The organism is Phycicoccus sp. Soil803 (assembly GCF_001429685.1).
In the GTDB taxonomy this organism is placed as follows: domain Bacteria; phylum Actinomycetota; class Actinomycetes; order Actinomycetales; family Dermatophilaceae; genus Pedococcus.
The window spans coordinates 154,353-177,723 of sequence record NZ_LMST01000001.1 but is presented as its reverse complement, the minus strand read 5'-3'; the positions used below and the strand labels follow the sequence as shown (position 1 = coordinate 177,723).

The window sequence follows — 23,371 nt, the reverse complement described above, 5'->3', positions numbered from 1 at the left end:
ATGGTCCTGGTTGTGGAGGCGGTGCGGCCGCCCACATGGTCTCCACACGGCATACCCCCGTTGTCCCCAGTCCCGAAGGGGTCGTGCACTCGTTGTCCACCGGTTGTCCACAGGCCTTGGGAAAAGATCATCCATTCAGACGATGGCAGTGGGGGCCGAATACATACCCACAGAGTTGTCCACAGGTGTGGACCACGGGATCTGCGCCGTGTTTGTCCGTTTCCCGAGCAGGGTGCGTGCTCGTCTGAGCACGTCCGACGGGGCTCCGGACCAACATGTCGGGAGGATGAACAAACCTTCACAGCTGTGCACAAGCCTGTGGAGAACGTCTCGGCGACTGGGGACTGCGCTGGGGACTGGACCTGATCAGGTGCCGATCGACCGGTCAGCGGGACTGCTGCTTGATCCGGTTGGTCAGTTCGGTGACCTGGTTGTAGATCGCCCGGCGCTCGGCCATCAGCTGCCGGATCTTCTTGTCGGCGTGCATCACGGTGGTGTGGTCGCGGCCGCCGAACTGCTGACCGATCTTGGGCAGTGACAGGTCGGTGAGCTCGCGGCAGAGGTACATGGCGATCTGCCGGGCGGTCACCAGGACGCGCGAGCGGGATGTGCCGCAGAGGTCCTCGATGGTCAGCCCGAAGTAGGCCGCCGTCTGGGCCATGATCGTCGCGCTGGTGATCTGGGAGCCCTGCTCGTTGGGGATCAGGTCCTTGAGCACGATCTCGGCCAGGCCCATGTCGACGCTCTGGCGGTTCAGGCTGGCGAACGCCGTGACGCGGATCAGGGCGCCTTCGAGCTCGCGGATGTTGGTCGAGATCCGGCTGGCGATGAACTCGAGCACGTCGTCGGGAGCGCTCATCCGCTCCTGGATGGCCTTCTTGCGCAGGATCGCGATGCGGGTCTCGAGGTCGGGCGGCTGCACGTCGGTGAGCAGACCCCACTCGAACCGGCTGCGCATCCGCTCCTCGAAGCCGCTCAGCAGCTTGGGCGGCAGGTCGCTGGTGATGACGACCTGCTTGTTCGCGTTGTGCAGGGTGTTGAAGGTGTGGAAGAACTCCTCCTGCGTCTGCACCTTGCCCTGGAGGAACTGGATGTCGTCGATCAGGAGCACGTCGACATCGCGGTAGCGGCGCTGGAAGTTGCTCGCCTTGTCGTCGCGGATGCTGTTGATGAAGTCGTTGGTGAACTCCTCGGAGTTCACGTAGCGCACCTTCACGTGCGGGTAGAGGTTGCGCGCGTAGTGCCCGATCGCGTGCAGCAGGTGGGTCTTGCCCAGCCCGGACTCGCCGTAGACGAACAGCGGGTTGTACGCCTTGGCCGGCGCCTCGGCGACGGCGACGGCGGCCGCGTGGGCGAACCGGTTGCTCGCGCCGATGACGAAGGTGTCGAAGGTGTACTTCGGGTTGAGCCGGGTCGCCGACTCGTCGGTGACGCTGAGCACCTCGTCGCGCGGGCGGCGTTGCTGCTCGGTCGCGGGCGTGAGCGCGTAGACGTTGTCGCCCTGGCCGGGCACACCCATGCCGGAGCTGATGGTGCCCTGCAGGTCCGAGCCGAGCGTGAGGACCGGGGTGCCCGCGGCCTCGTCGGCGTAGCCGGTCGTGTCCTCGGTGTGGTGGGCGTCGTCGAGTGAGGTGTCGACCGTGACCGCGAGGTGGACCTGCTCCCCGAGCTGCGAGGAGAGCGCCCGGGTCACGGCGTCGCGCACGCGTTGCTCGACGACGTCCTTGGTGTAGTCGTTCGGGACCTTGACCAGGGCGGTGCCGTCGAGCAGGCCGGCCAGGCGGGCCAGCGTGAGGAACGCGCGCTCCCGCGCGGGGAGGCCGTCGGCGTCGAGGGTGGCGATGGTGTTCTGCCAGATCTGTGTGAAGTCCAGATCTGTGTCACTCACCGGTCCCACATCCCTTTCGACGGTCTTCGCGGATCTGCCCTGTCGCAGGGTCTGTGCTGGTCTGCCGTGCCTCAGCATGCCTTGTCCACATGGTTATCCACAACCTGTGGGCAAGGAATGGGACGAGGAGGGACGCTAACAACAGGGGCGGCACCTCGGCAACCGAAACGGCCGAAAATTGGCCTCCCCGGGCCAAAATCGAGGTGTGACCTCGGCGTGTCCCCGGGGCGAACCGGGACCAGCGGTGCTAAAAGCCCCGGGTATGCCGGGTGGTCGGCGCTGGTTTGACCCTGCCCGTCGCGCTCGCGTACCTTTGACCAGGCCTGTCGGCCGTTTTCGCATGCCCGTGACGCCCCTGGATCGTCGGTGAGTCCCACCGGTGGTCGAGGCGCGGGCCTCCGATTGCGGCCGAACAGGCGCCCCAAGCACTCAGCAGGCCACCCGGGCCTGACCAGTAACGGAGATCCTCGTGAGCAAGCGTACTTTCCAGCCGAACAACCGTCGTCGGGCCAAGACCCACGGCTTCCGCCTGCGCATGCGCACCCGTGCGGGTCGCGCCATCCTGTCGGCCCGCCGCGCCAAGGGCCGCTCCGAGCTCTCCGCCTGAGGCCGACCCCGTGCTGCCCGCGGGGCACCGGCTCCGTGCGAGCTCGGACTTCGCGGCCACCTTCCGGGGGCCCAGGGGAGCCCGAGCTGGCTCCACGCTGATCGTGGTCCACGCCAACCAGGCCGACGCGCGTGCGGGACAACCGCCGCGGGTCGGTTTTGTTGTCTCCAAGGCCGTGGGCAACGCCGTGGTCCGCAACCGCACGAAGCGGCGGCTGCGCGCCCTGATGGCGGCCCGGCTCTCGGCTGTGCCCGCTGGGACTGACCTCGTCATCCGCGCGAATCCCGTTGCAGCACAAGCGAATTCGGCTTCCCTCGCGATCGAGCTCGACACCCTCCTGGCGCGGGTGTCCGCGCGGCTGGGGGCGACTCGGGCGTGACCACCCTCAAGCGAGCCACCGCGGCGCCCCTGATCGGGCTGCTGCTGTTCTACCAGCGGTTCATCTCCCCGATGACGCCGCCGACCTGCCGTTACTACCCGTCCTGCTCGTCGTACGCCCTGACCGCCATCCGCCGCTTCGGACCCGTGAAGGGAACCTGGCTGGCGCTGCGGCGGTTGGGTAGGTGCCACCCGTGGGCAGCCGGCGGGGTCGACCACGTACCTGCCCGACACGCCCACGCCGCCTAGCGGCCGGGCACCAGACCTGCCGGCCACGCGGCATACCCACCACGCGACCGGAACCACCGGTGGACCGTCACCTCGACGGGACACCACCAGATTGAGGACGACATGAGCTTCAGTGACCTGATCTACCCGTTCGAGTGGATCGTGGCGTGGATCCTGTACGGCTGGCACACCCTCTTCACGACCCTCGGCATCCCGTCGGCGTCAGGGGTCGCGTGGACGCTGTCCATCGTCGGCCTGGTGGTCGTCATGCGCGCCGCGATGATCCCCCTGTTCGTGCGGCAGATCCACGCCTCGAGGCGGATGCAGCTCATCCAGCCCGAGATGCAGAAGATCCAGGCCAAGTACAAGGACAAGAAGGACCCCGACTCCCGTCAGGCGATGACGCAGGAGACGATGGACCTCTACAAGCGGACCGGCACCAACCCGTTCAGCTCCTGCCTGCCGATCCTGTTGCAGTCCCCGTTCTTCTTCGGATTGTTCCGGGTCCTCAACGGCCTCAAGAAGATCTCGGACGGGACGACCGACCCGATCGGTCCGATCTCCCGCAAGCTGGCCGGCGAGGCGGAGGCATCCACCTTCTTCGGTGCGCAGCTGTCCGACCGGTTCATCGGTGCCAACAGCCTGACCGTGCAGATCGTCACCGTGGTCCTCATCATCGCGATGTCGGCCAGCACGTTCACCACCCAGCGCCAGCTGATGATGAAGAACATGCCGGCCTCGGCGCTGGACAACCCGTTCGCCAAGCAGCAGAAGATGCTGCTCTACCTGATGCCGATCTTCTTCGCGATCTCGGGCGTCAACTTCCCGATCGGTGTCCTGCTCTACTGGCTCACCACCAACGTCTGGTCGATGTGCCAGCAGTTCTACGTGATCCGCAACATGCCCGCACCCGGGTCGCAGGCCGAGAAGGCCATGCAGGAGCGCCGGCGCAAGAAGGGCAAGCCGGTCGAGGAGTTCACCGTCAAGGGCCTCGACAAGCCGACCGACGAGGCCGAGGCCCCCAAGCCCAGCGGCCAGCGCGTCCAGCCCTCCCGGAACAAGAAGAAGAAGGGTGCCGCGGCCAAGCCGGCCACCAAGGCGACCGCGAAGCCCGCGAAGGCGCCCAGCGCCACCACCGACCCCAAGCCCCAGACCGACAACTGAGAGTGATCACCATGACCGAGCACAACGACACCGTCGTGGACGACACCCCCGCCAGCGACCAGGCCGCCGACCAGGGCGTCGACGCGACCAGCGAGACCACCGCGCCGATCGGTGCCGAGCAGGCCGACGTGACCACGGACGACACCGACACCGACACCGACACCGACGCGGACGGTGACAGCGACGCGGACGGCGACAGCGAGGAGGCGGACCCGTCCGCGACCTCGCGCCGGCGTCCGGCCAAGGTGGCCGACCTCGAGCGCGAGGGCGAGGTGGCCGCCGACTTCCTCGAGACCCTGCTGGACATCGCCGACCTCGACGGCGACATCGACGTGGACGTGGATGGCGACCGCGCCGCCGTGTCCATCGTCGACTCCGACGAGGGTCGGGTCCCCCGCCGCCTGGTCGGCCAGGACGGCAAGGTGCTCGAGGCCCTCCAGGAGCTGACTCGGCTCACCGTGCAGTCGGCGACCGGTGAGCGCAGCCGCCTCATGCTCGACGTCGCCGGCCACCGCGCCGAGCGCCGGTCGACCCTGGTCGAGCTCGCCCACACGGTGATCGAGCAGGTCAAGGCGACCGGCGAGAAGGCCGCCCTGGACCCGATGACGGCGTTCGAGCGCAAGGTGGTGCACGACGAGGTGCTGGCCGCAGGCCTGTCCTCGGAGTCGGACGGCGTCGAGCCGCGCCGCTTCGTCGTCATCCTCCCGGCGTGACCCGAGCGACGACCACCGTGTTTCACGTGAAACAGCGCGCATGACATCGCACGAACGCACCGACGGCGGGCGCGGGACCGGGGAGACCGGGACCGCGCCCGTCGCGGCATCAGCGGCCGAGGAGTCGGCCGCGCCGGCTGCGCCGGACAGCCGCGCTGTGGCGCCGGTTGCCCCGCCGGCCGCAGCCGCGGTGTTCGCTGACCGCCTGCCGCTCGCCGAGCAGTTCGCGGCCATCCTGGCCGACACCGGGGTCTCGCACGGGCTGATCGGGCCCAGGGAGGTGCCGATCCTCTGGAACCGGCACATCCTCAACTGCGCGGTCGCCCATGAGGCGTTCCCCGAGGGCGTCGCCGTGGTGGACGTCGGGTCGGGCGCCGGGCTGCCCGGTCTCGCCCTGGCGATCGTCCGGCCCGACCTGCAGATGCACCTGGTCGAGCCGATGTTGCGCCGCACGACCTGGCTCTCGACGACGATCGAGCAGCTCGGACTCGACAACTGCACCGTGCACCGTGGCCGCGCCGAGGAGTTCGCCGGTGTGGTGTCGGCACCCTTCGCCACCGCCCGCGCCGTCGCCCGCATCGACAAGCTGGCGCGCTGGACCTTCCCCCTCCTCCAGGACGGCGGGACACTCGTCGCCCTGAAGGGTGGCTCGGCCGCCGAGGAGCTCGACGCGGAGCAGAATACGCTGCGCAAGCTGGGCATGACGTCGGCCCGGATCGAGACCTACGGCGCCGACCTGCTGCCCGTGCCCACCACGACGCTCCAAGTGACGATCGGCTCCCGCCCGGCACCGAAGGGCCGTTCCAAGGGCGCAGCGCGTCGAGCCGCCAAGGGCAAGGGCACTGCTCGACCCGCTCCCTGACCAGTCACGGCTCGCGGCCGAGGGTCCCAGGGCCGGTCGGCGACCGTCTGTTTTCGGTCGGGTCTGGCAGGCGCTGCCTCCCGCGTTGTGACTCTGCGGCGCCGTAGGGTTGGATGATGTCCATGGCCAACGAGGTGACTGTGTGAGCACAGCAACGCTGCAACTGACCCAGGGACTGCAACTGACCCAGGGACTGCAACTGACCCAGGGACTTGGATGGCCTCAGCGGCTCGGCCGCGCCAGCACGGCGCTCGGCTGGCCAGCGCTGACCCAAGCCGCCGACGAGGCGGCTGTTTCACGTGAAACGCGGATCGAGGTGGAGGCCGCCGCCGGGGCGAGCCAAGCAGAACCCACCGACGTTTCACGTGAAACGCCCCCGAAGGTCGAGGCGGTTCAGGAGACGACGATGGAGTCTGACGCGGTCTCCGAGGCGCCGCCACACACCGGGGACTCGGTGGCTGCGGCCGAGGCGCTGGAGGCCCTGGCCGCCGTGGTTTCACGTGAAACGGACGACCGCGAGGAGGTCGCCTCGGCGCTGCCGCAGGGCGACCGGGACACCCCATTGGCTCGGGCAGTCGCCGCTGATGCGCGCAAGCGGATCGCCCTGACCGGCCGGGTCTTCCCGAAGCCGCCGACCACTCGCGTGCTGACCGTGGCCAACCAGAAGGGCGGGGTGGGCAAGACCACCACCACCGTCAACGTCGCCGCCGGGCTCGCGCAGGCCGGGCTCACGGTGCTCGTCATCGACATCGACCCGCAGGGCAATGCCAGCACCGCGCTGGGGATCGACCACCACGCGGAGGTGCCGAGCATCTACGACGTGCTGGTCGAGGGCACCCCGCTCGCCGACGTGGTGCAGGAGTGCCCCGACATCGCCGGCCTGTGGTGCGCGCCGGCCACCATCGACCTGGCGGGAGCGGAGATCGAGCTGGTCTCCCTGGTTGCCCGGGAGACCCGGCTGCAGAAGGCGATCGCCGCCTTTCTCGAGCAGGGTCCCGCCGCCGGACGTCCGGCGCCCGACTACGTGCTGATCGACTGTCCGCCCAGCTTGGGCCTGCTGACGGTCAACGCCTTCGTCGCGGCGCAGGAGGTCTTCATCCCGATCCAGTGCGAGTACTACGCCCTCGAGGGCCTCTCGCAGCTGCTCAAGAACATCGAGCTGATCCGCAACCACCTCAACCCCACGCTGCACGTGTCGACCATCCTGCTGACCATGTACGACGGCCGCACCCGGCTGTCGGCCCAGGTCGCCGAGGAGGTGCGCAACCACTTCCCCGAGCAGGTGCTGCGCAACACGGTGCCCCGCTCGGTGCGGATCTCCGAGGCGCCGAGCCACGGCCAGACCGTGATGACCTACGACCCCAACTCCAGCGGCGCGCTGTCCTACCTCGGTGCCGCCGCTGAGCTCGCCGACCGCGGCGCCGCCACCGCCGCCCACCAGACCGCATCCGCGCAGCCAGCGGCCACACGAGAGTGAGAGAAGAGATCATGAGCGAGAAGCGTCGCGCCCTCGGCCGGGGCCTGGGTGCCCTCATCCCCAACGCCCCGACCTCCCCGAACGGCCGTCCCGTGGACGTCTTCTTCCCCGACTCGCGCCCCGGTGCCACGGCGTATGCCGGTGGGTCACCGGCGGGTGAGGGTGACCAGGGTGGGGGAGTTGCCGTGGCGGACGTCGACGCGGTCGATGCCGCTGCTGCGGACACCGCGGCCCGCGGGGCCGAAGGGGCCGACCAGGCATCCGCGGAGCGGACGGCTACCGACGGCTTCGACCTCGCGCCGGTGCCCGGGGTGTCCTACGGCGAGATCCCGGTCGAGCAGATCCGGCCCAACCCGCGCCAGCCCCGGTCGGTCTTCGACGAGGACGACATGGCCGAGCTGGTCCACTCGATCCGCGAGATCGGGGTGCTCCAGCCGATCGTGATCCGGCCCATTCCCGCAGGTCAGGGGCCTGACGAGCTCGACAACGCGGCCGACGGCGTGCGCTACGAGCTGATCATGGGTGAGCGGCGCTGGCGCGCGTCACAGGAGGCCGGCAAGGCCACCGTCCCGGCCATCGTCAAGGAGACCGACGACGACGACCTCCTGCGCGACGCCCTCCTGGAGAACCTGCACCGCAGCCAGCTGAACGCGCTCGAGGAGGCCGCGGCATACCAGCAGCTGCTCGAGGACTTCGGCTGCACGCACGACGAGCTGGCCGCCCGGATCGGTCGCTCGCGACCGCAGATCTCCAACACGCTCCGGCTGCTCAAGCTCCCGCCGCTGGTCGCCCGCCGGGTCGCCGCCGGCGTCCTGTCCGCCGGTCACGCCCGGGCCCTCCTGGGGCTGTCCGACGGCGCCGCGATGGAGCGGGTCGCCCAGCGGATCGTGGCCGAGGGGCTCAGCGTCCGCAACGTCGAGGAGATCGTGGCCGTGGGTGGGCCCGACGAGGTGGCCAAGCCGCGTCGGCCGCGGGCCGGCAACCGGCACCCCCAGCTCGACGACCTGGCGGCCCGGCTCTCCGACCGGTTCGACACCCGGGTGAACATCGCCCTGGGGCAGCGCAAGGGCAAGCTCACCGTCGAGTTCGCCTCGGTCGAGGACCTCAACCGGATCGTCGACATGTTGGGGCTCGAGCGCAGCGCCTGAGCGGGAAAACCGTTGGGGCAGTAGCGGATTCGCGCTGTGCTTCTGGCTGGGTCAGCTGTGTGAGGCGAGGTAGGCGCGCAGGTCGCCGAGTCGCAGCACCCCGGTGGTGGCGGTGTCGTCGTCGCCCATGTAGAGCCGCTGGAGGCTGACCAGGACGGCCTCGGCCAGGGTGTCGCGGAAGAGCGGGTCGGCGAGCCGAGCCGCGTCGTCGGGGTGCGAGAGGTAACCGGCCTCGATCCGCACCGCCGGCATCCGGGTCTGCTGGAGCAGGGCCCACGAGCGGCCGTGCGAGCGGCAGTTCTCGAGGCCGGTGCGGGCCACCACCTCGCGCAGGACGAGGTCGGCCAGGTGCTCACCCACGGCCGACCAGGAGGTCTGGCGGTCGCGACCGAAGAAGAAGGTCGCCACCCCACTGGCATCGCCGGCGTCGTGGGAGTCGCAGTGCAGCGAGAGCACGAGGTCGGCACCGGCATCGTTGGCCAGCGCGGCCCGCTCGTCCTCGGTGGGGGAGGTGTGCTCGGTCCGGGTGTAGACGACGGACACGCCGATCGCGGTCAGCCGGCCCTCGATGCGTCGGGCCAGGTCCATCACCACCTCGGACTCGACCAGCCCGTGGGCCACGGCTCCGGTGTTGCTGCCGCCGTGCCCGGGGTCGAGCACGACGGTGCGCCCGGACAGGCTGTGACCTGAGCGACGGACGAGCTCGCGCTCGCGCAGCACGTTCGCCGAGCCGCCGGACACCGACCTGCGCAGGTCCTCGAAGGCCCGCAGGGTGTTGGGACCCACGGAACCGTCCCCGGACAGGCCGTAGGCCCGCTGGAAGCTGCGGACCGCGCGCTCGGTCTCGGGTCCGAAGCGACCGTCGACCCGCCCCGCGGCGAAGCCCAGGGTGTTGAGCCGCTCCTGCAGGGTGACCACGTCCTCACCGCGCTGGAGGTGTCCAGGGGTGTGCAGGAGGATCCGGTCACCGAGCGCCCAGCGCGCGCCGTCGATGGCGGTGAACGTCTCCACGCCCACCACGCCGTCGACGATGAGGCCCTTGTGCTGCTGGAAGGCCCGCACGGCCCGCTCCAGGGCGGCGTCGAACACGGTGGGGTCGTCGGCCTGCAGGTCCGGGCGCTCGGGCAGCTGGTCGGGGGGCAGCGCGGCCAGCCGGGCCCGCACGTCGGCGACCGCGGGGCCGTGGCTGCCGAGGCCGAGCAGGCCGTACTTGCTGTCTGACACGCGGCCTCCTCGGGATGGTGGGCGACGCCCGGTGAACGGATCATCGCAGTTGGATGTTTGTGCAGGTCAGCGGTGGTGCAGGGGCACGGGTGGCCGGGCTCGTCGCAGACCGGGTCCGACTCCCGAGCCTAGGTCAGAACGGCGTCGCGGACCAACCGGACCGGCCCGGCAATGACGATGCCGGTCGCGCCCTCCTCGGGCGCGACCGGCATCCGGTCACGGGGTCACTCAGCCGAGGTAGTCGGCGAGCTCACGCACCAGCTTCGGCTTGGGCATGGCGCCCACGAGGGTCTTCACGACCTCGCCACCGACATAGACGTTGAGGGTCGGGATGCCGGTGATGCCGTAGCGGCTGCTGACCGCGAGGTTCTCGTCGGTGTTGAGCTTGACGATCTCGATCTTGTCGGCATGGGCGACGGCCAGCTCCTCGAGGATCGGGGCGACGGCGCGGCACGGGCCGCACCAGGGCGCCCAGAAGTCCACCAGGACCGGCTTGTCTTTCTGGAGGACGTCGGCCTCGAAGGTGGCGTCCGTGGTGTCCTTGATGGCTCCCACTCGGGGGCTCCTTTCGGTGGTGCTGCGGTTGGTTGGCTGGGTGTGCGGTGTGGCTGGGTGGGACTGCGTCTGCTGCCATGATCCCCGCGGGGTCTGACAGGCGGACGGGTGGGGTCGGTGCGTCGGGGTCAGTGCGTCAGGGCGGGCTCATCGGTGAGGGCAGCGTCGGTGGCGGGGGCGCCGGCGTGCTCCCGGTCGGCGAGGAACCGCTCGGCGTCGAGCGCCGCGGCACAGCCGGAGCCCGCCGCCGTGATGGCCTGCCGGTAGGTGTGGTCGACCAGGTCGCCCGAGGCGAAGACGCCCGGGAGGTTGGTCCGCGTGGTGCGGCCCTCGACGAGGACGTAGCCCTCGTCGTCGAGGTCGACGACGCCCTTGACCAGCTCGTTGCGCGGGTCGTGGCCGATCGCGACGAACAGGCCGGTGACGGGCAGCTCGCGGGTCGCACCGGTCTCGGTGTCGCGCAGCGTGATGCCGGTCAGCTTCGCGTCGCCGTGGATCGCCTCGACGGCGGAGTTCCAGGCGAACTTGATCTTGTCGTTGGACAGCGCGCGCTCGGCCATGATCTTGGAGGCGCGCAGCTCGCCGCGGCGGTGGACGATGGTCACCGAGCGGGCGAACTTGGTGAGGAAGGTGGCCTCCTCGACGGCGGAGTCGCCGCCGCCCACGACGGCGATGTCCTGGTCACGGAAGAAGAACCCGTCACAGGTCGCACACCACGAGACGCCGTGGCCGGACAGCCGCTTCTCGTCGGGCAGACCCAGCTCGCGGTAGGCCGAGCCCATGGCGAGGATGACGGCGTGCGCGCGGTAGGTGTTGCCCTCGGCGTCGACGACCGTCTTGACCTCACCCTCGAGGTCGACGGACTCGACGTCGTCGGTGATGATCTCGGCGCCGAACCGCTCGGCCTGGGCCCGCATGTTCTCCATCAGGTCGGGGCCCATGATCCCGTCGCGGAACCCCGGGAAGTTCTCCACCTCGGTGGTGTTCATCAGGGCGCCACCCGCGGTGACGGCGCCTTCGAAGAGCAGCGGCTGGAGGTTGGCACGGGCCGCGTAGACGGCGGCGGTGTAACCCGCCGGGCCGGAGCCGATGATGATCAGACTGCGGATGTCGGCGGGTGCGGTGGTGGTCACGCGGTTACAGCCCCTTGTGGTCGAGAAGGCGGTGCACCGCAACATACGGTGCCGGACTCTTCAACCGATCGTAGGGCCTGAATGTTCCGGCGGCCCCGCGACACCCAGCTCCCCGGCAAAACGGCAGCTGCCCTCACTGCCGCCCGTCTGCAGCTGCGCCCAAGGGGACGCAGCTGCCGTTGTGCGGGTCAGGGGAGGGTGAGGGGTCCGGCGAGCAGCCGGGGGTGCTGCGCGTCGCAGTCGGGCGCCACGGCATACACCGACTCGGTGCTGCCCCGGTCGACCAGCACGATCACCGCCGGGACGCCGTCGAGGGTCGCCACGTCGCCCCGCACCGGGAGCCCGTCGGGCACACCCAGCGCGGTGAGGCAGCCCCGCAGCCCGGCCTCGCCGTAGGGCACGGCGTGGTCCTTCGCGGCCGAGGAGGCCTGGAAGGTGGTGCCCAGCGTCGCCGCCTGGGTGGCCAGGCCCGAGGTCGTGTATGCCGTGCCGGTCGCCGCGAGGGCCACGTCGCCGACCGAGCTGCGCACCCGCTTGTCGGGGACGGCCGGCCCGGGGGTCGCCGTGGAGCCGGGGGCTTCGGGAGCACCACCGGAGTCGGCGACGGAGCCACTGTTGCCCTCGGCGCTGCTGGCGCTGTCGGCGGAGGAGGTGCCCTTGAGCGAGGCCATCACGTCGCCGGGGCCGGTGCCGGTCAGCAGGGCGGGCAGGCCCACCGCGAGGACCACGGCGGCAGCGGCGGCAGCGCCCAGGTGCTGCCAGCCCCAGCTGCGCCGGCGAAGGGGCACGACGGTGCCGCCCTCGCGGGCGGACTGCTCCTGGGCGATCGAGGCACTGATCCGGGCGACCAGGTCGGGAGGCATGGGACCGGGGTCGGGCAGCGCCGAGAGGAGCGCCCGGATGCCGGTGGGGTCGTGCTCGACGTCGTCGGGCCGCCCCGGGCCCGCGACGCGCGGGTCCCGCGGGCTGCTGCCGTGCGGGGGGACGCCACTGTCCGCCGGGGGCACGGGGGGTGTGCTCACCACGACTTCCTCCAGACGATGGGTGTCGGTCTCGTGGTCGCGCGGCTGCCGGTGCGGGCACGGCGGTGGCGACATGTGTACGACGTCACGGCTGCCCCGATGGTTCCCGCAGGAGCTCGGCCATGGCATCGCGACCCCGGCTGCACCGCGACTTCACGGTGCCCTCCGCGACCTCCAGCACGGCGGCCGCCTCGGCGACCGACAGGCCGTGCATGTCGACCAGGATCAGCGCCATCCGCTGGCCCTCGGGGAGGCGCTCGAGCGCCTCCCGGACGTCGAGACGGGTGTCGACCGACGACTCCGCGTCGTGGCGGTCGGCCAGCTCGTGCTCGGGCAGCTCGCTGGTGGGCTTGTCGCGCCGCAGCCGGTCGAGGCAGGCGTTGACCACGATGCGGTGCAGCCACGTGGTGACCGCCGCGTCGCCCCGGTAGGACCCGGCCCGCCGGAAGGCCGAGATGAAGGCGTCCTGGACGCAGTCGGAGGCGAGCTCGCGGTTGCGGGTCGTGCGCAGGGCCACCGCCCACATCCGGTCGCGGTGCCGGCGGAACAGCTCGCCGAACGCGTCGGGGTCGCCCTCGACGTGCGCGCGCAGCAACGCGCGGTCGTCCTGCTCGCGCAACGGGAGGCTGCTCATGGGTGTGCCGGTCGGCCGCCGCGACGGCTCAGCTGACCGTGACCTCGGCGACCGTGGCGCGGAACCGGCCGTCGGACACCTGGGTCACCGCGGTGAACCAGACGAAGACGTACTGCCCCTTGACGATCGAGGGGGCCTTGAGGGTCACCGCCCCGGACTTGCCCTGCGAGGAGCCGATCTTGGTGGCGCTGCCCAGGCTGTCGCGGTCCTGGCCCACGTAGACGGTCACGTCCGCCGCGTTGGGCAGCACGAGCTCGACCGTGGAGACACTGCGGTTCTGGCCGAGGTCGAGCCGCAGGCCGACGCCCTTCTTGAGGCCCCCGAGGTTCGGGCTGGCGTAGCCCTCGGAGCTCCAGTAGGTGTTGGTCTTGCCGTCGAAGACGCGAGCGGCCTCACCGTTGCGCTCGGCGCCGTCGCCCTCGGGGTCGAATCCGGTGGCGCTGAGGATCGCGAACGACTCGCCGCCGCCCTCGTCAGGGGCCGTGGGGGTGACCGTGACGGCCGGGGCAGTCACCTTGACCGTGCCCTTCGGGGTGGGGGTGCCACCGAGCCCGAGGTCGCTGTTGGAACCGATCCTCGAGGCACCCCAGAAACCGAGGATCGTGGCGACGACCAGGAACGCCGCCATGATCGCCAGGACCACCTTGGCCTGGTCCCGGGTCGGGGCCGTGCCGGTCTCGGCGGAGAGCATCGGCAGGGGCGGCCCGAGTGGCTCCTGCCCCTCGACGAGGGCCTGGTTGAGCGAGATCCGGCGCTCCTCGGCGCGCTCCTCGGCGGCCTGGCGCTGGGCCCGGTGCTCGGCTGCCTTGTCGGCTGCTGCCCGGGCGAAGCTGCCGACCCGGTGGGCCGCGGCACCGGCGGCCTGTCCGGCGGCGTGGCCGGCCGTGCCGAGGGCGGTACCCACTGCAGTCGCCGCAGCGGACGCCTGGGCGGCAGCGGCGGCGCCGGCGCCCGGCTGCCCCGGTTCCTGGTCGACGCCGTCGTCGGAGTCGTGGTCGGAGTCGTGGTCGGCGTCGTGGTCAGTGGCGGGACCGACCGGGCCCTCAGGGAGGCCGGCTGCCCCGGTGGCGGGCGTGAGCGGCTGGGTGGGGGTGGGCTCGCCGAGCGCGGCGGCGCCGACCGCGGCACCCGCGGGAGCAGCCCACGGTGCCTCGTGCCGGCCCTGCCCGGCTGCCTCGCCGGGGCCCTGCTCGTCGGGGTGGACCGGCGGCGGGGGGACCGGCGGCGGGGGGACCGGCGAGGCCGGCACGGAGGCGAGCGCCGCGTCGAGCTCCTCGCGCGGCATCGCGATCGTGCGGGTGCTGCCGTCGTCGACCGGTCGCGTCCCCCCGAGGCCCTGCACCTGCGACATCGCCCACGGGGCGATCTGGCTCGCGAAGTCGCCCGGCGTGAGCGGGCCCTGGTCCTCGTTGAGGGTGAGCCGGCACAGCGCGTCGAGGTCGCCGGGCACGCCGGCCGCGATCTCGGACGGGGCCGGCACGCCGCCGACGACGTGGGGCGCGGACTCGAGCCCGGCGACGTGGCCGGGCAGGGGCCACCGGCTGGTCAACGCGGCATACGTGATGGCCACGACGCCCACGGCGTCGGTGCGGGCCGCGCGGGCGGCGTCGACGTCGTCGTCGGTGGCCATCGCCGCGGTGGTGGCCACGCCCCGCACCTTGATGGTGCCGTCGTGGGCGCGCAGGATCGAGTGGGGGGTGAGCCGCAGGTGGTGCAGGCCACGACCGCGCGCCGCCTCGAGGCCGGTCGCGGCCTCGCCGGCGATCCGCCGCACCTCCTCGGCCGGCAGGCCACCCTGCTCGAGGAGCTGGGTGAGGGTGTGGGCGTCGTGGATGGCCTCCTCGACGAAGAACGCGATGCCCTCGGAGCGGCCGACGTCGAGCACGCGCACGAGCCGGTGGTTGTCGAGGCCGGCGGCCCGGCGGGCGGCGTCGAGGGTGGTGTCGGCGTGGGACTCCTGCTCGGAGAAGCAGACGATGACCACATCGCGCTCGAGGGTGGTGTCGTGGGCCGACCAGCGTTCGGCCTTCGGCAGCTGCTCGAGCCGGCGCTGGACGGCGTAGCGACCGCCGAGCACCGTCGAAGGGCCTACCCCGTGCACGCTGCCTCCTACGGTCTCGTCCACCACGTCACACTCGATGCGCCACCCCGGCTGGCCAGCCGGCCGCGGCCTCATCCTAGGGCGTGCGGATCAGGAGGGGCGGCGACGCAGGCGGCGCAGCAGTGGGTCGAGGAGCAGCGCGACCTCCTGGACCCGCATGACGTGGGCGAGCGTGAGCGCGATGAGGACGAACACCCCGCCGCCGGCCACGACCTCGACGAATGCGCCGCTCCAGGACGCGCGGTCGACGCCGAGCGCCTCCACGGCCCGAAGTCCGAGCCAGGTCAGCACCCCGGCGACGGCGGAGGCCAGCGCCAGCCGGACGTAGCCGCGGATGCTCGGCCGCAGGTGCAGCGACCCGAGCCTGCGACGCAGCAGGACGAACCCGAGCAGCGCGGCGGCGAGGTTGCTCAGGGTCTGCCCGAGCCCGACCACGATCCCGGTGTGGGTGGGGTCGACGGTGGCGGCGACGAGGTTCGCGCCGGTCGCCACCACGGTGACGACGAGCTGCAGGCGGAAGGGGGTCCGGGCGTCCTCGTAGGCGTAGAAGACGCGCTGGATGAGGTAGAGCCACCCGAACGGCACCAGGCCCAGCATCATCGCCACCATCACCCGCCCGATCGCGGCGGACTCCTGCGGGGTGTTGTCGAAGAAGGCGACCCGGGCGACCTGGGTCCCGAGCACGATCATGGCGACGGTGCCGGGCACCAGCAGCACGGCCGGCATCCGCAGGCCGCTGCCGAGGTCGGCCACCACCGCCGCGCTGTCGCCACGGTGGGCGGCCTGGGACAGCCGGGTGAAGAGCGCGGTCACGAGCGAGACCGTGATGAGAGAGTGGGGGAGCATGAACAGCAGGAAGGCATAGCCGTAGGCGGCGAGTCCCGCGCCCACCTCGTCGCGGCCCTCCAGCAGGTGCGTGGCGCGAGTCATCACCTGGGACGTCACGATGTAGCCGGCCTGGCTCAGGGCGACCGCGGCGAAGGTCCACCCCGCGACCTTCGACGCGCTGCGCAGACCCACCCCGCGGAAACCCCACACCGGGCGGTAGCGGAACCCGCTGGCCCGCAGGGGCAGCCACAGTGCCGCCGCCTGCACCGCGACTCCCAGCGTCGCGGTGCCGGCGAGGATCCAGATCATCCCCGGGGTCCACTCGCCGACCTTGACGGTGTCGGGGTAGGCCACCTTGAACCAGAGCAGCCCGCCGATGGCGACGAGGTTGGCCAGCGCCGGGGCCCACATGTAGGCCGCGAACTGGCCGCGGGCGTTGAGCACCTGGCCGAAGAGCGTGTAGAGGCCGTAGAAGAAGACCTGCGGGAGGCAGATGAACGCGAACGCCACGGCCAGCCCGACCGCGTCGGAGTCCCACTCCCGCGTCGCGAACACCCGGACCAGCAGGGGCGCGGCGAGGGTGACGAGGACGGTGGCGCCGACGAGGAGGGCCAGCGAGAGCGTCAGCAGGCGGTTGACGAAGGCGTGGCCGCCGTCGTCGTGGCTGGCCGCCTTGGTGATCTGGGGCACCAGGACGGCGTTGAGGACCCCACCGGCGAGCAGGAGGTAGAACTGGTTGGGCAGCGTGTTCGCCACCTGGAAGGTGTCGGCGGCCAGGCCGATGCCGACCGCGCCACTGAGCAGCGCGGCTCGCCCGAACCCCAGGACCCGCGAGACGACGGTGCCCGCGGCCATGAGGGCGCTGGACCGGGCGAGGCTGCGCTCGCCGGACGGTGCGTCTGTCATCGATCCAGCGTCATGCGGTGGTGGCCTCTCGGGGCAGCGGGTCGGGGGCGGCCGGCGGCGGTGACCCGGTGGAGTGCACGGACCCGGTCGGGTCCGGACCGCTGCCCGGCCTACGTCGGAAGGTCCGCACGATACCCAGCAGGAGGATCGCGCCCGCCACGCCACCCAGCCCCCAGTAGATCCAGTGACCGGTGGGGGTCACCCGGACCTGCACGTCGGCGCCCTGCCCGATGACCGTCCCGTCGGGGGTGGTGAGCGTGGTGCGCAGCGGCACCGGACCGGCGGCGAGCGCGGTCACCCGCACCGTCACCGTGGCGCGGCTGCGCGGCCCGATCCGCAACACCGCTGGCTGGCTGTCGATCCGCAGCCGGGGGTTCGACGCCTCGACGGTGAGCTTCACGTCGTCGACCGGGACGGCCAGGTCGTTGGTCACGGTGATCTGGAGGCGGCCGGAGTCGGCGAGGAAGTTGATCGTGCTGGCCGAGACCTTGACCGCGGTGGTGGTCTGTCGCGCGGCCTCGGAGACCCGGCCGCTGAGGGTGTTCCAGGCCGTGGGCGCGGCTCGCCAGCGGGTGGAGGCGAGCTGGTCGGCGGCGCGGGTCCAGGTGCGCAGGAACGCGTCGCCGTCGTCGCGGATCTGGGCCACGCCGCGGACCGTGCGGACGGTCTGCTCGAGCTGCCCGACCCGGGCCGTCGTCAGCACCGCACGTCCGCCGGTCGCCGGCACGCTCGGCCGGGTCACCGGGGCAGAGCTGGTCGGGACGGCCCGCCGAGCCTTCGCGAGCATCGCGTCGGTCGTGGTCGGCGCCAGCCACGGAATCGTGGCCGTGGCGGCGAAGAAGCTCCGCGCGGTGTCGGGGTCCGGGTTGAACGAGCGCGGGGCGGCCACGAAGACGCTGCGTCCCTCGGTGCCCGGGAGCTCGTTGAGCAGGGCCACCGAGTCGGCGACGAACTGCTGGGTGCTGAGCACCCCGTCCGAGGCGGACGTGGTGCGGGCCAGCAGCCCGCTCAGGGAGTCGTCGTAGGCGAGCAGCGGCAGCCCGGTCGTGCTGCGCTGCGCGGCGCTGGGGGTGTTGGCCGACCCCGCGGGGGTGAGCGCCGACCCGGACGTCACCTGCCCCGCGAGGGCCGGCACCCGGAAGACGCGGCGCAGGGCGCTCTCGCGGGTCGCGGTGTAGCCACCGTCGGCGGGCCACGCGATGTCGGCGCGCCCGTCGAGCTTCGCGGCCACCCCGTCGGCGCGGTCCACGAAGCTGCGCATCAGCGGCTCACCGGCCCGGATGCCCGCGACGGCGGCCAGGTCGGCGTCCGTGTCGGGCAGCACCCAGGGGCTGTGCTGTGCGGCGAGGTCGGTGATCCGGTCCTCGGTGGCGACCCGGATGGCGCTCTCCTGCCGGCCCTGCGCGGAGTCGGCCTCGATGTCGACGTCGTCGGGCAGCAGGGTGGGGGTCAGCGTCGGGTCGATCGCCCAGGTCACCGGCGCGTCCTCGGTGGCCCGGATGACCCGCGCCACCCGCGATCCCTCGCCCAGCGCCTCGCCCCAGGCGGTCTCGCGGGCGGCGCCGCTGCCGCCGAACAGGTTGGGGTCGGGGTCGAGGGTCAGGGGGGCGGCCCAGCTGATCGACATCGGCTGGTACTGCTTGGTCTGCTGGTAGCCCGCGAAGGTCCGGATGCTCGCCGCCCCCGACTGGATGCTGAGCGGGATGGCGCCGTAGGCGGCCGGGCCGAGCGTGGCCAGCTTCGGGACCCGTACGGAGAAGGTCTGGCTGCCGCCTGCGGGCACCGAGCCGGTCAGTCGGCTCTGTCCCACCACCTTCCCGGCGGCCGGACCGGTCTGCGCGGCCCAGTCGCGGACCGCCTTGCGGGTCGGCTCCATCGACCCCATCACCACGGCGACGGTCGGGCGGGCCAGCGCGGAGCCGCCGCCGTTGTGCAGCGTGCCGGTGACGACCAGGTCGTCCCCGGCCTTCGCGACCGCCGGGGTCACCGAGCTGAGGTCGAGGGTGACGTCGGCCGCGGACGGTGCCGCGGACGCCGGGGTCGCCGGGGTCGCGACGGCGCACCACGCGGGCACGGCCAGCGCCGCCGCGGTGAGCACGCGGCATACCGAAGCGCGGTGCATCACCCGTCTCCGGCCAGTCGCTGCCAGGCCTGCCTCGCGATGCGGCGCTCGTTGGGGAAGGTGAGGTGCTCGTGCGCCTCGCGCAGCGGCAGCCAGGCGACGTCGATGGCCTCGTGGTCGGGGTCGTTCTCGATGGTGAGGTGACCGCCGGTGGCCTCGAGGAGGTAGTGGTGCACGAACTTGTGGATCCGGCGCTCGCCGGTGGCGAACCAGTAGTCGATGGTGCCGAGCTCGGTGAGGACGCGGCCCTCGATGCCGGTCTCCTCCGCCACCTCGCGGGCCGCGGCCTGCTGCAGCGTCTCGCCGTGCTCCATGTGGCCCTTGGGCAGGCACCACTCGATCCGCCCGGCCCGGTTGCGCCGGGCGATGACCGCGATCCGGGCCACCCCTTCGTGCACGTCGACGACGATCCCCCCGGCGGAACGCTCCTCGACCGAGGGCAGCCGAGGCCGGCTGGGCGCCAGTCTCTCGGGGTCGCGAGCGGGGGAGGTCACCGTGCCACTCTAACGAGCGCCTACCCTTGACCTCCGTGTCCACCGCCGATCCCCGCGAGCCGCTGCCCGAGCTCATGCGCCGGGCCACCGCGCACCTCGCACCGGTGGTGCCGCTGCTCACCGAGCTCGGCGAGCTGTTCGCGGCGCAGGGCCACGAGCTCGCCCTCGTGGGGGGGCCGGTGCGCGACGCCTTCCTCGGGCGGATGTCGCCCGACCTCGACTTCACGACCAGCGCGTCGCCCGACCAGACGCTGGCCATCCTGCGCCCGTGGAGTGACGCGCACTGGGACATCGGCCGCGAGTTCGGCACCATCGGCGCGCGCCGCGGTGACCACGTCGTCGAGGTCACGAGCTACCGCGCCGACGCCTACGACGGCCAGACCCGTCGGCCCGTCGTCGCCTTCGGCGACAACCTCGAGGACGACCTGGTCCGGCGCGACTTCACCGTCAACGCGATGGCCATGCGGCTGCCGTCGATGGAGTTCGTGGACCCGTATGCCGGGTTGGCCGACCTCGCCGCCCGTCGCCTGCGCACGCCCGGACCGCCCGAGGTGTCGTTCGGCGACGACCCGCTGCGGATGATGCGGGCCTGCCGCTTCGTGGCCCAGCTCGAGGTCGACGTGGTCCCCGAGGTGCGCGACGCGATGACCGCGATGGCCGCCACGATCGAGATCGTGTCGGCCGAGCGGGTCCGGGACGAGCTGACCAAGCTCCTGCTCGCGGCGTCCCCGCACGCGGGGCTGCGCCTCCTGGTCGACAGCGGGCTGGCCGACCACGTGCTGCCCGAGCTGCCGGCCCTCAAGCTCGAGATCGACGAGCACCACCGGCACAAGGACGTCTACGAGCACTCGTTGCGGGTGCTCGACCAGGCGATCGCGCTCGAGGGACCGGCCGACGGCCCGGAGTCGTCGGTGCCCGGCCCCGACCTGGTGCTGCGCCTCGCCGCGCTGCTCCACGACATCGGCAAGCCGGCGACCCGCAGGTTCGAGCCGGGGGGCGGGGTCTCCTTCCACCACCACGAGGTGGTCGGCGCCAAGCTCACCGCCAAGCGGCTCAAGGCCCTGCGCTACGACAAGGACACCGTCAAGGCGGTGACCCGGCTGGTCGAGCTGCACCTGCGGTTCCACGGGTACGGCGACGGGGCGTGGACCGACTCGGCCGTGCGCCGCTACGTCACCGATGCGGGCCCGCTGCTGCAGCGCCTGCACCGGCTCACCCGGTCGGACTCGACCACCCGCAACGCCCGCAAGGCGGCTCGGCTGTCGCAGACCTACGACGCGCTCGAGACGCGGATCGAGGCGCTCATGGCGGCCGAGGAGCTGGCCAAGGTCCGCCCGGAGCTCAACGGCAACGAGATCGCCGAGGTGCTCGGCATCCCGCCCGGCCCGGTGCTCGGCCGCGCCTACTCGTTCCTGCTCGAGCTGCGGCTCGACCAGGGCATGGTCGGTCGCGACGCGGCCGTCGCGGCGCTCCGGGACTGGTGGGCCCAGCAGCCGGAGGCGGGAACTCCCGGGTCGCCCCATCGGTCCACCTGACCTGAACGTTCGGCGGATGTGCCTCCAGAAGTACTAGTACATACACTGGAGGGATGAAGGCTGTCTCCGTGCGTATGACCTTGGTTGCGTCCATCTGTGGTGTCTCGTTGTTCCTTGCTGCAGGCCAGGCAGCGGGGGTTGCCGGAGCCGAGCACGGCAAGGTGACCCGAATCGTCGACGGGGACACGGTGGAGGTTGACGTCTGGGGCGACGGAACACCCACGCCGGTGACCGTCCGCAACGCCGGCATCCAGACCATGGAGCTGGGCGAGTGCCATGCCGCGGCCGCCACCAGCGTCATGTCGTCGCGCACCCTGGGCAAGGTGGTAAACCTGTCGTCCAAGGACGCTGCGTCGAGGTCGCAGGGGCGGTGGGTGCGGTTCGTCGACGTCCCGGTGTCGGGGCAGCCATCCGTCGACCCCCAGCTGGCCAGCCTCCAGCAGGGCCAGGCGCTGTGGCTGGTCATCCCGCCAGAGGACGGACGGGCAGCGCAGTACCACTTGGCCATGGAACAGGCTGCGGCCAAGAAGATCGGGCTGTGGGACGACGACGCGTGCGGGAGCGGACCTGCCCAAGATGCCAAGATCGACCTGTCGGTGAACTACGACGGTGATGGTGACGATGCGGCCAACCCCAACACGGAGTACATCCGCCTGCGCAACACCGGCACGTCCACCGTCGCCCTGGGCGGCTGGGTGCTGCGCTCCGGTGGGCCGGACAGGTACACCATCCGATCCGGCACGACACTCGCGCCGGGCGCCAGCTTCGTCCTGCACGTGGGTAAGGGCACCAATTCCAACTCGGTGCAGTACTGGGGCGGCTCTGCACCGCGTTTCCAGAACCTCAATCTGCCTGGAACCGTCGGTGGTGGCGCGTACCTGTTCGACCCCGATGGCGACATCCGCGCCCATGCGAGCTATCCGTGCGTCCTCTCCTGTACGGATCCGACGATCGGCAAGGTCACCATCCGGGCCAACTACGACGCGCCGGGCGACGACATGACCAACCCCAACGGGGAGTACGTCCTCATCACATCGACTTCTGCCACTCCTGTCGACCTGTCCTGGTACGTCATCCAGGTCGGTGAGAGCACTCGCGAGCTGGGTCCGGGGACGGTGTTGAAGACGAAGGGCTCGACACTCAAGCTCTACGTCGGCAAGGGCACCAGTGGTTACACCACGAAATACTGGGGAAAGTCCTCAGCGATCATGCCCAACACAGGCGGTACCGCGGTGTTGCGGACCACCGAGACCATCCGGATCGTCTGCACCGCCTGGGGCACCGGCCGCTGTTGAGAAAGGGCTCGGCGTCGGTGCTCTGAGAACTGAGGACCGCCTCCGGATGGTCAGATCCTGGGGTACGGGCTGATCAGCCGGGCAACCTTGCGTCGTCCGCGCAGCACGACACTCTTCGGGCCACCGCCAGCGATCGCGGCGTTGACGGCTGCCCGCTCGCGACGGCGCTCCTCACCCAGGGCGGCGTCGCGGGCCTGCCGGTCAGCCGCCTTGGCCCGAGACTCGAGCTGGCTCGAGGTCAGCTTCGTGAAGACACCCATCTCCTGGCCTTGCTTGCTGCCATAGTCCCCAGCGAAGGTGAAGTCCCATCCGCCGAACGTCCCCGCCCACTCCAAGTCGGCGGAGTGGTACCAGAAGATGTTGGTCTCGTTCAGGTAGGAGCGGCCGCCCTCCCGAAGCGTGTAGACGTGGTCGTACGGAGTCTCCGGTGGTTGTCTGAAGTAGCTGGCGTAGAACTTTCCGCCGGGCTTCATGACCTTTCCAAGTCGGTAGAGGCACAGCCGCACGTGGTTCAGGGAGACATGGGTAAACACTGACTGCGCGATGGCGTAGTCGAACTGAACCCCGAAATCGGTGTTGAACCGGTCATTGCTCCGCAGGTTCCCGACCGGGAGGCGGTCGCGCTGGCCCTGCGTGAGCTCGCGGTTGTACCCGATCTCGAGGAGAGACTGGTTCGCGTCGATGCCGTAGTAGCGGCCTGGCTCCAGATAGTCGACGAAGTGGCGTCCAGCGCGCAGGGCCCCACATCCGATGTCAACGATACGGTGCTGCGCCTGAAGGCCCTGGGTGCGCAGGTATTCGAGCTGGTTCCTGCCGTCGGCCTCCCACTCTGCTCCTAGACCAACCACGAAGTCTCGGTGTGCACCGCGCTCGATCTGTGCCTCGGTGAACGAGACGTTGGTGTAGTCGGGAACGACCACGTTGGTTGCCTCAACCAGTCGGTGGATCGTGACTGGTCCGCGGCTGGAGTCCTGGGGCATGGTTCCACCGTAGCGGGTGCCGGTGTGGTGTCTGGGATCGTTTGGCCGGCAGTGCCCCCGCTTGCATCTATTCTTCC

21 protein-coding genes are annotated in these 23,371 nt (G+C 71.2%); 10 read left to right on the top strand and 11 right to left on the bottom strand.

Annotated features, from left to right (window positions below):
* Positions 1–385: 385 nt before the first annotated feature.
* Complete coding sequence (dnaA, locus tag ASG95_RS00745; protein ID WP_057376197.1) at positions 386–1,888, bottom strand: chromosomal replication initiator protein DnaA; 1,503 nt, start codon at positions 1,886–1,888, stop codon at positions 386–388.
* 469 nt (positions 1,889–2,357) lie between these two features.
* On the opposite strand from dnaA, the gene rpmH reads away from it, so the two are divergent.
* From rpmH to ASG95_RS00705, 8 genes are all read left to right on the top strand, one after another.
* On the top strand, positions 2,358–2,495 hold the full coding sequence (rpmH, locus tag ASG95_RS00740) for a 50S ribosomal protein L34 (RefSeq protein WP_056882794.1): 138 nt from the start codon (positions 2,358–2,360) through the stop codon (positions 2,493–2,495).
* A gap of 10 nt (positions 2,496–2,505) precedes the next feature.
* Positions 2,506–2,874, top strand: coding sequence for a ribonuclease P protein component (rnpA, locus tag ASG95_RS00735; RefSeq protein WP_057376196.1), 369 nt, complete (start codon positions 2,506–2,508; stop codon positions 2,872–2,874).
* Positions 2,871–3,122, top strand: a complete 252-nt coding sequence (yidD, locus tag ASG95_RS00730) for a membrane protein insertion efficiency factor YidD (RefSeq protein ID WP_056921365.1) — start codon at positions 2,871–2,873, stop codon at positions 3,120–3,122. Before rnpA ends, yidD begins: the two co-directional genes overlap by 4 nt.
* 102 nt (positions 3,123–3,224) lie before the next feature.
* A complete protein-coding gene (gene yidC, locus ASG95_RS00725; RefSeq protein WP_057376195.1) occupies positions 3,225–4,265 on the top strand; it encodes a membrane protein insertase YidC in 1,041 nt (346 codons plus the stop codon).
* An 11-nt stretch (positions 4,266–4,276) separates the two neighbouring features.
* Positions 4,277–4,978, top strand: coding sequence for a R3H domain-containing nucleic acid-binding protein (locus tag ASG95_RS00720; protein ID WP_057378653.1), 702 nt, complete (start codon positions 4,277–4,279; stop codon positions 4,976–4,978).
* Between the two features lie 40 nt (positions 4,979–5,018).
* Positions 5,019–5,840 (top strand): 16S rRNA (guanine(527)-N(7))-methyltransferase RsmG, encoded by an 822-nt coding sequence (gene rsmG / locus ASG95_RS00715; protein ID WP_082592235.1) that lies wholly within the window; start codon positions 5,019–5,021, stop codon positions 5,838–5,840.
* Positions 5,841–6,246: 406 nt separating this feature from the next.
* Positions 6,247–7,317 carry a ParA family protein gene (locus tag ASG95_RS00710; RefSeq protein ID WP_082592234.1) on the top strand — a complete coding sequence of 357 codons (1,071 nt, stop codon included), beginning with the start codon at positions 6,247–6,249 and terminating at the stop codon, positions 7,315–7,317.
* Between the two features lie 11 nt (positions 7,318–7,328).
* Positions 7,329–8,465 (top strand): ParB/RepB/Spo0J family partition protein, encoded by a 1,137-nt coding sequence (locus ASG95_RS00705; protein WP_057376194.1) that lies wholly within the window; start codon positions 7,329–7,331, stop codon positions 8,463–8,465.
* 51 nt (positions 8,466–8,516) lie between these two features.
* On the opposite strand, the gene ASG95_RS00700 is transcribed toward ASG95_RS00705, so the two are convergent.
* The 9 genes from ASG95_RS00700 to ASG95_RS00660 form a co-directional block, all read right to left on the bottom strand.
* Positions 8,517–9,689 carry an N-acetylmuramoyl-L-alanine amidase gene (locus ASG95_RS00700; RefSeq protein WP_082592233.1) on the bottom strand — a complete coding sequence of 391 codons (1,173 nt, stop codon included), beginning with the start codon at positions 9,687–9,689 and terminating at the stop codon, positions 8,517–8,519.
* Positions 9,690–9,917: 228 nt separating this feature from the next.
* On the bottom strand, positions 9,918–10,376 hold the full coding sequence (trxA, locus tag ASG95_RS00695; RefSeq protein WP_255358345.1) for a thioredoxin: 459 nt from the start codon (positions 10,374–10,376) through the stop codon (positions 9,918–9,920).
* Positions 10,373–11,377 (bottom strand): thioredoxin-disulfide reductase, encoded by a 1,005-nt coding sequence (gene trxB / locus ASG95_RS00690; RefSeq protein WP_057376193.1) that lies wholly within the window; start codon positions 11,375–11,377, stop codon positions 10,373–10,375. The genes trxA and trxB overlap by 4 nt, the downstream gene beginning before the upstream one ends.
* Positions 11,378–11,565: 188 nt before the next feature.
* On the bottom strand, positions 11,566–12,399 hold the full coding sequence (locus tag ASG95_RS00685; protein WP_157581667.1) for a hypothetical protein: 834 nt from the start codon (positions 12,397–12,399) through the stop codon (positions 11,566–11,568).
* A gap of 85 nt (positions 12,400–12,484) precedes the next feature.
* A complete protein-coding gene (gene sigM, locus ASG95_RS00680) occupies positions 12,485–13,033 on the bottom strand; it encodes an RNA polymerase sigma factor SigM (protein ID WP_057376191.1) in 549 nt (182 codons plus the stop codon).
* A gap of 28 nt (positions 13,034–13,061) precedes the next feature.
* Positions 13,062–15,158 (bottom strand): hypothetical protein, encoded by a 2,097-nt coding sequence (locus tag ASG95_RS22185; RefSeq protein ID WP_157581666.1) that lies wholly within the window; start codon positions 15,156–15,158, stop codon positions 13,062–13,064.
* Between the two features lie 66 nt (positions 15,159–15,224).
* Complete coding sequence (murJ, locus tag ASG95_RS00670; protein WP_057376189.1) at positions 15,225–16,868, bottom strand: murein biosynthesis integral membrane protein MurJ; 1,644 nt, start codon at positions 16,866–16,868, stop codon at positions 15,225–15,227.
* A 10-nt stretch (positions 16,869–16,878) separates the two neighbouring features.
* Positions 16,879–18,990: a DUF6049 family protein gene (locus tag ASG95_RS00665; protein ID WP_157581665.1), complete on the bottom strand. Its 2,112-nt coding sequence runs from the start codon at positions 18,988–18,990 to the stop codon at positions 16,879–16,881.
* Positions 18,990–19,484, bottom strand: a complete 495-nt coding sequence (locus ASG95_RS00660) for an NUDIX hydrolase (protein WP_057376187.1) — start codon at positions 19,482–19,484, stop codon at positions 18,990–18,992. The genes ASG95_RS00665 and ASG95_RS00660 overlap by 1 nt, the downstream gene beginning before the upstream one ends.
* Positions 19,485–19,558: 74 nt before the next feature.
* Here ASG95_RS00660 and ASG95_RS00655 point away from each other — a divergent pair, with 74 nt between their 5' ends.
* Positions 19,559–21,019: a CCA tRNA nucleotidyltransferase gene (locus tag ASG95_RS00655; RefSeq protein WP_057378650.1), complete on the top strand. Its 1,461-nt coding sequence runs from the start codon at positions 19,559–19,561 to the stop codon at positions 21,017–21,019.
* Positions 21,020–21,072: 53 nt separating this feature from the next.
* Positions 21,073–22,314: a lamin tail domain-containing protein gene (locus tag ASG95_RS00650; RefSeq protein ID WP_082592231.1), complete on the top strand. Its 1,242-nt coding sequence runs from the start codon at positions 21,073–21,075 to the stop codon at positions 22,312–22,314.
* Between the two features lie 50 nt (positions 22,315–22,364).
* Here ASG95_RS00650 and ASG95_RS00645 read toward each other — a convergent pair whose 3' ends face one another.
* The gene (locus ASG95_RS00645; protein ID WP_057376185.1) at positions 22,365–23,294 is read right to left on the bottom strand and encodes a class I SAM-dependent methyltransferase; all 930 of its coding nucleotides are present in this window, start codon (positions 23,292–23,294) and stop codon (positions 22,365–22,367) included.
* Positions 23,295–23,371: the final 77 nt, after the last annotated feature.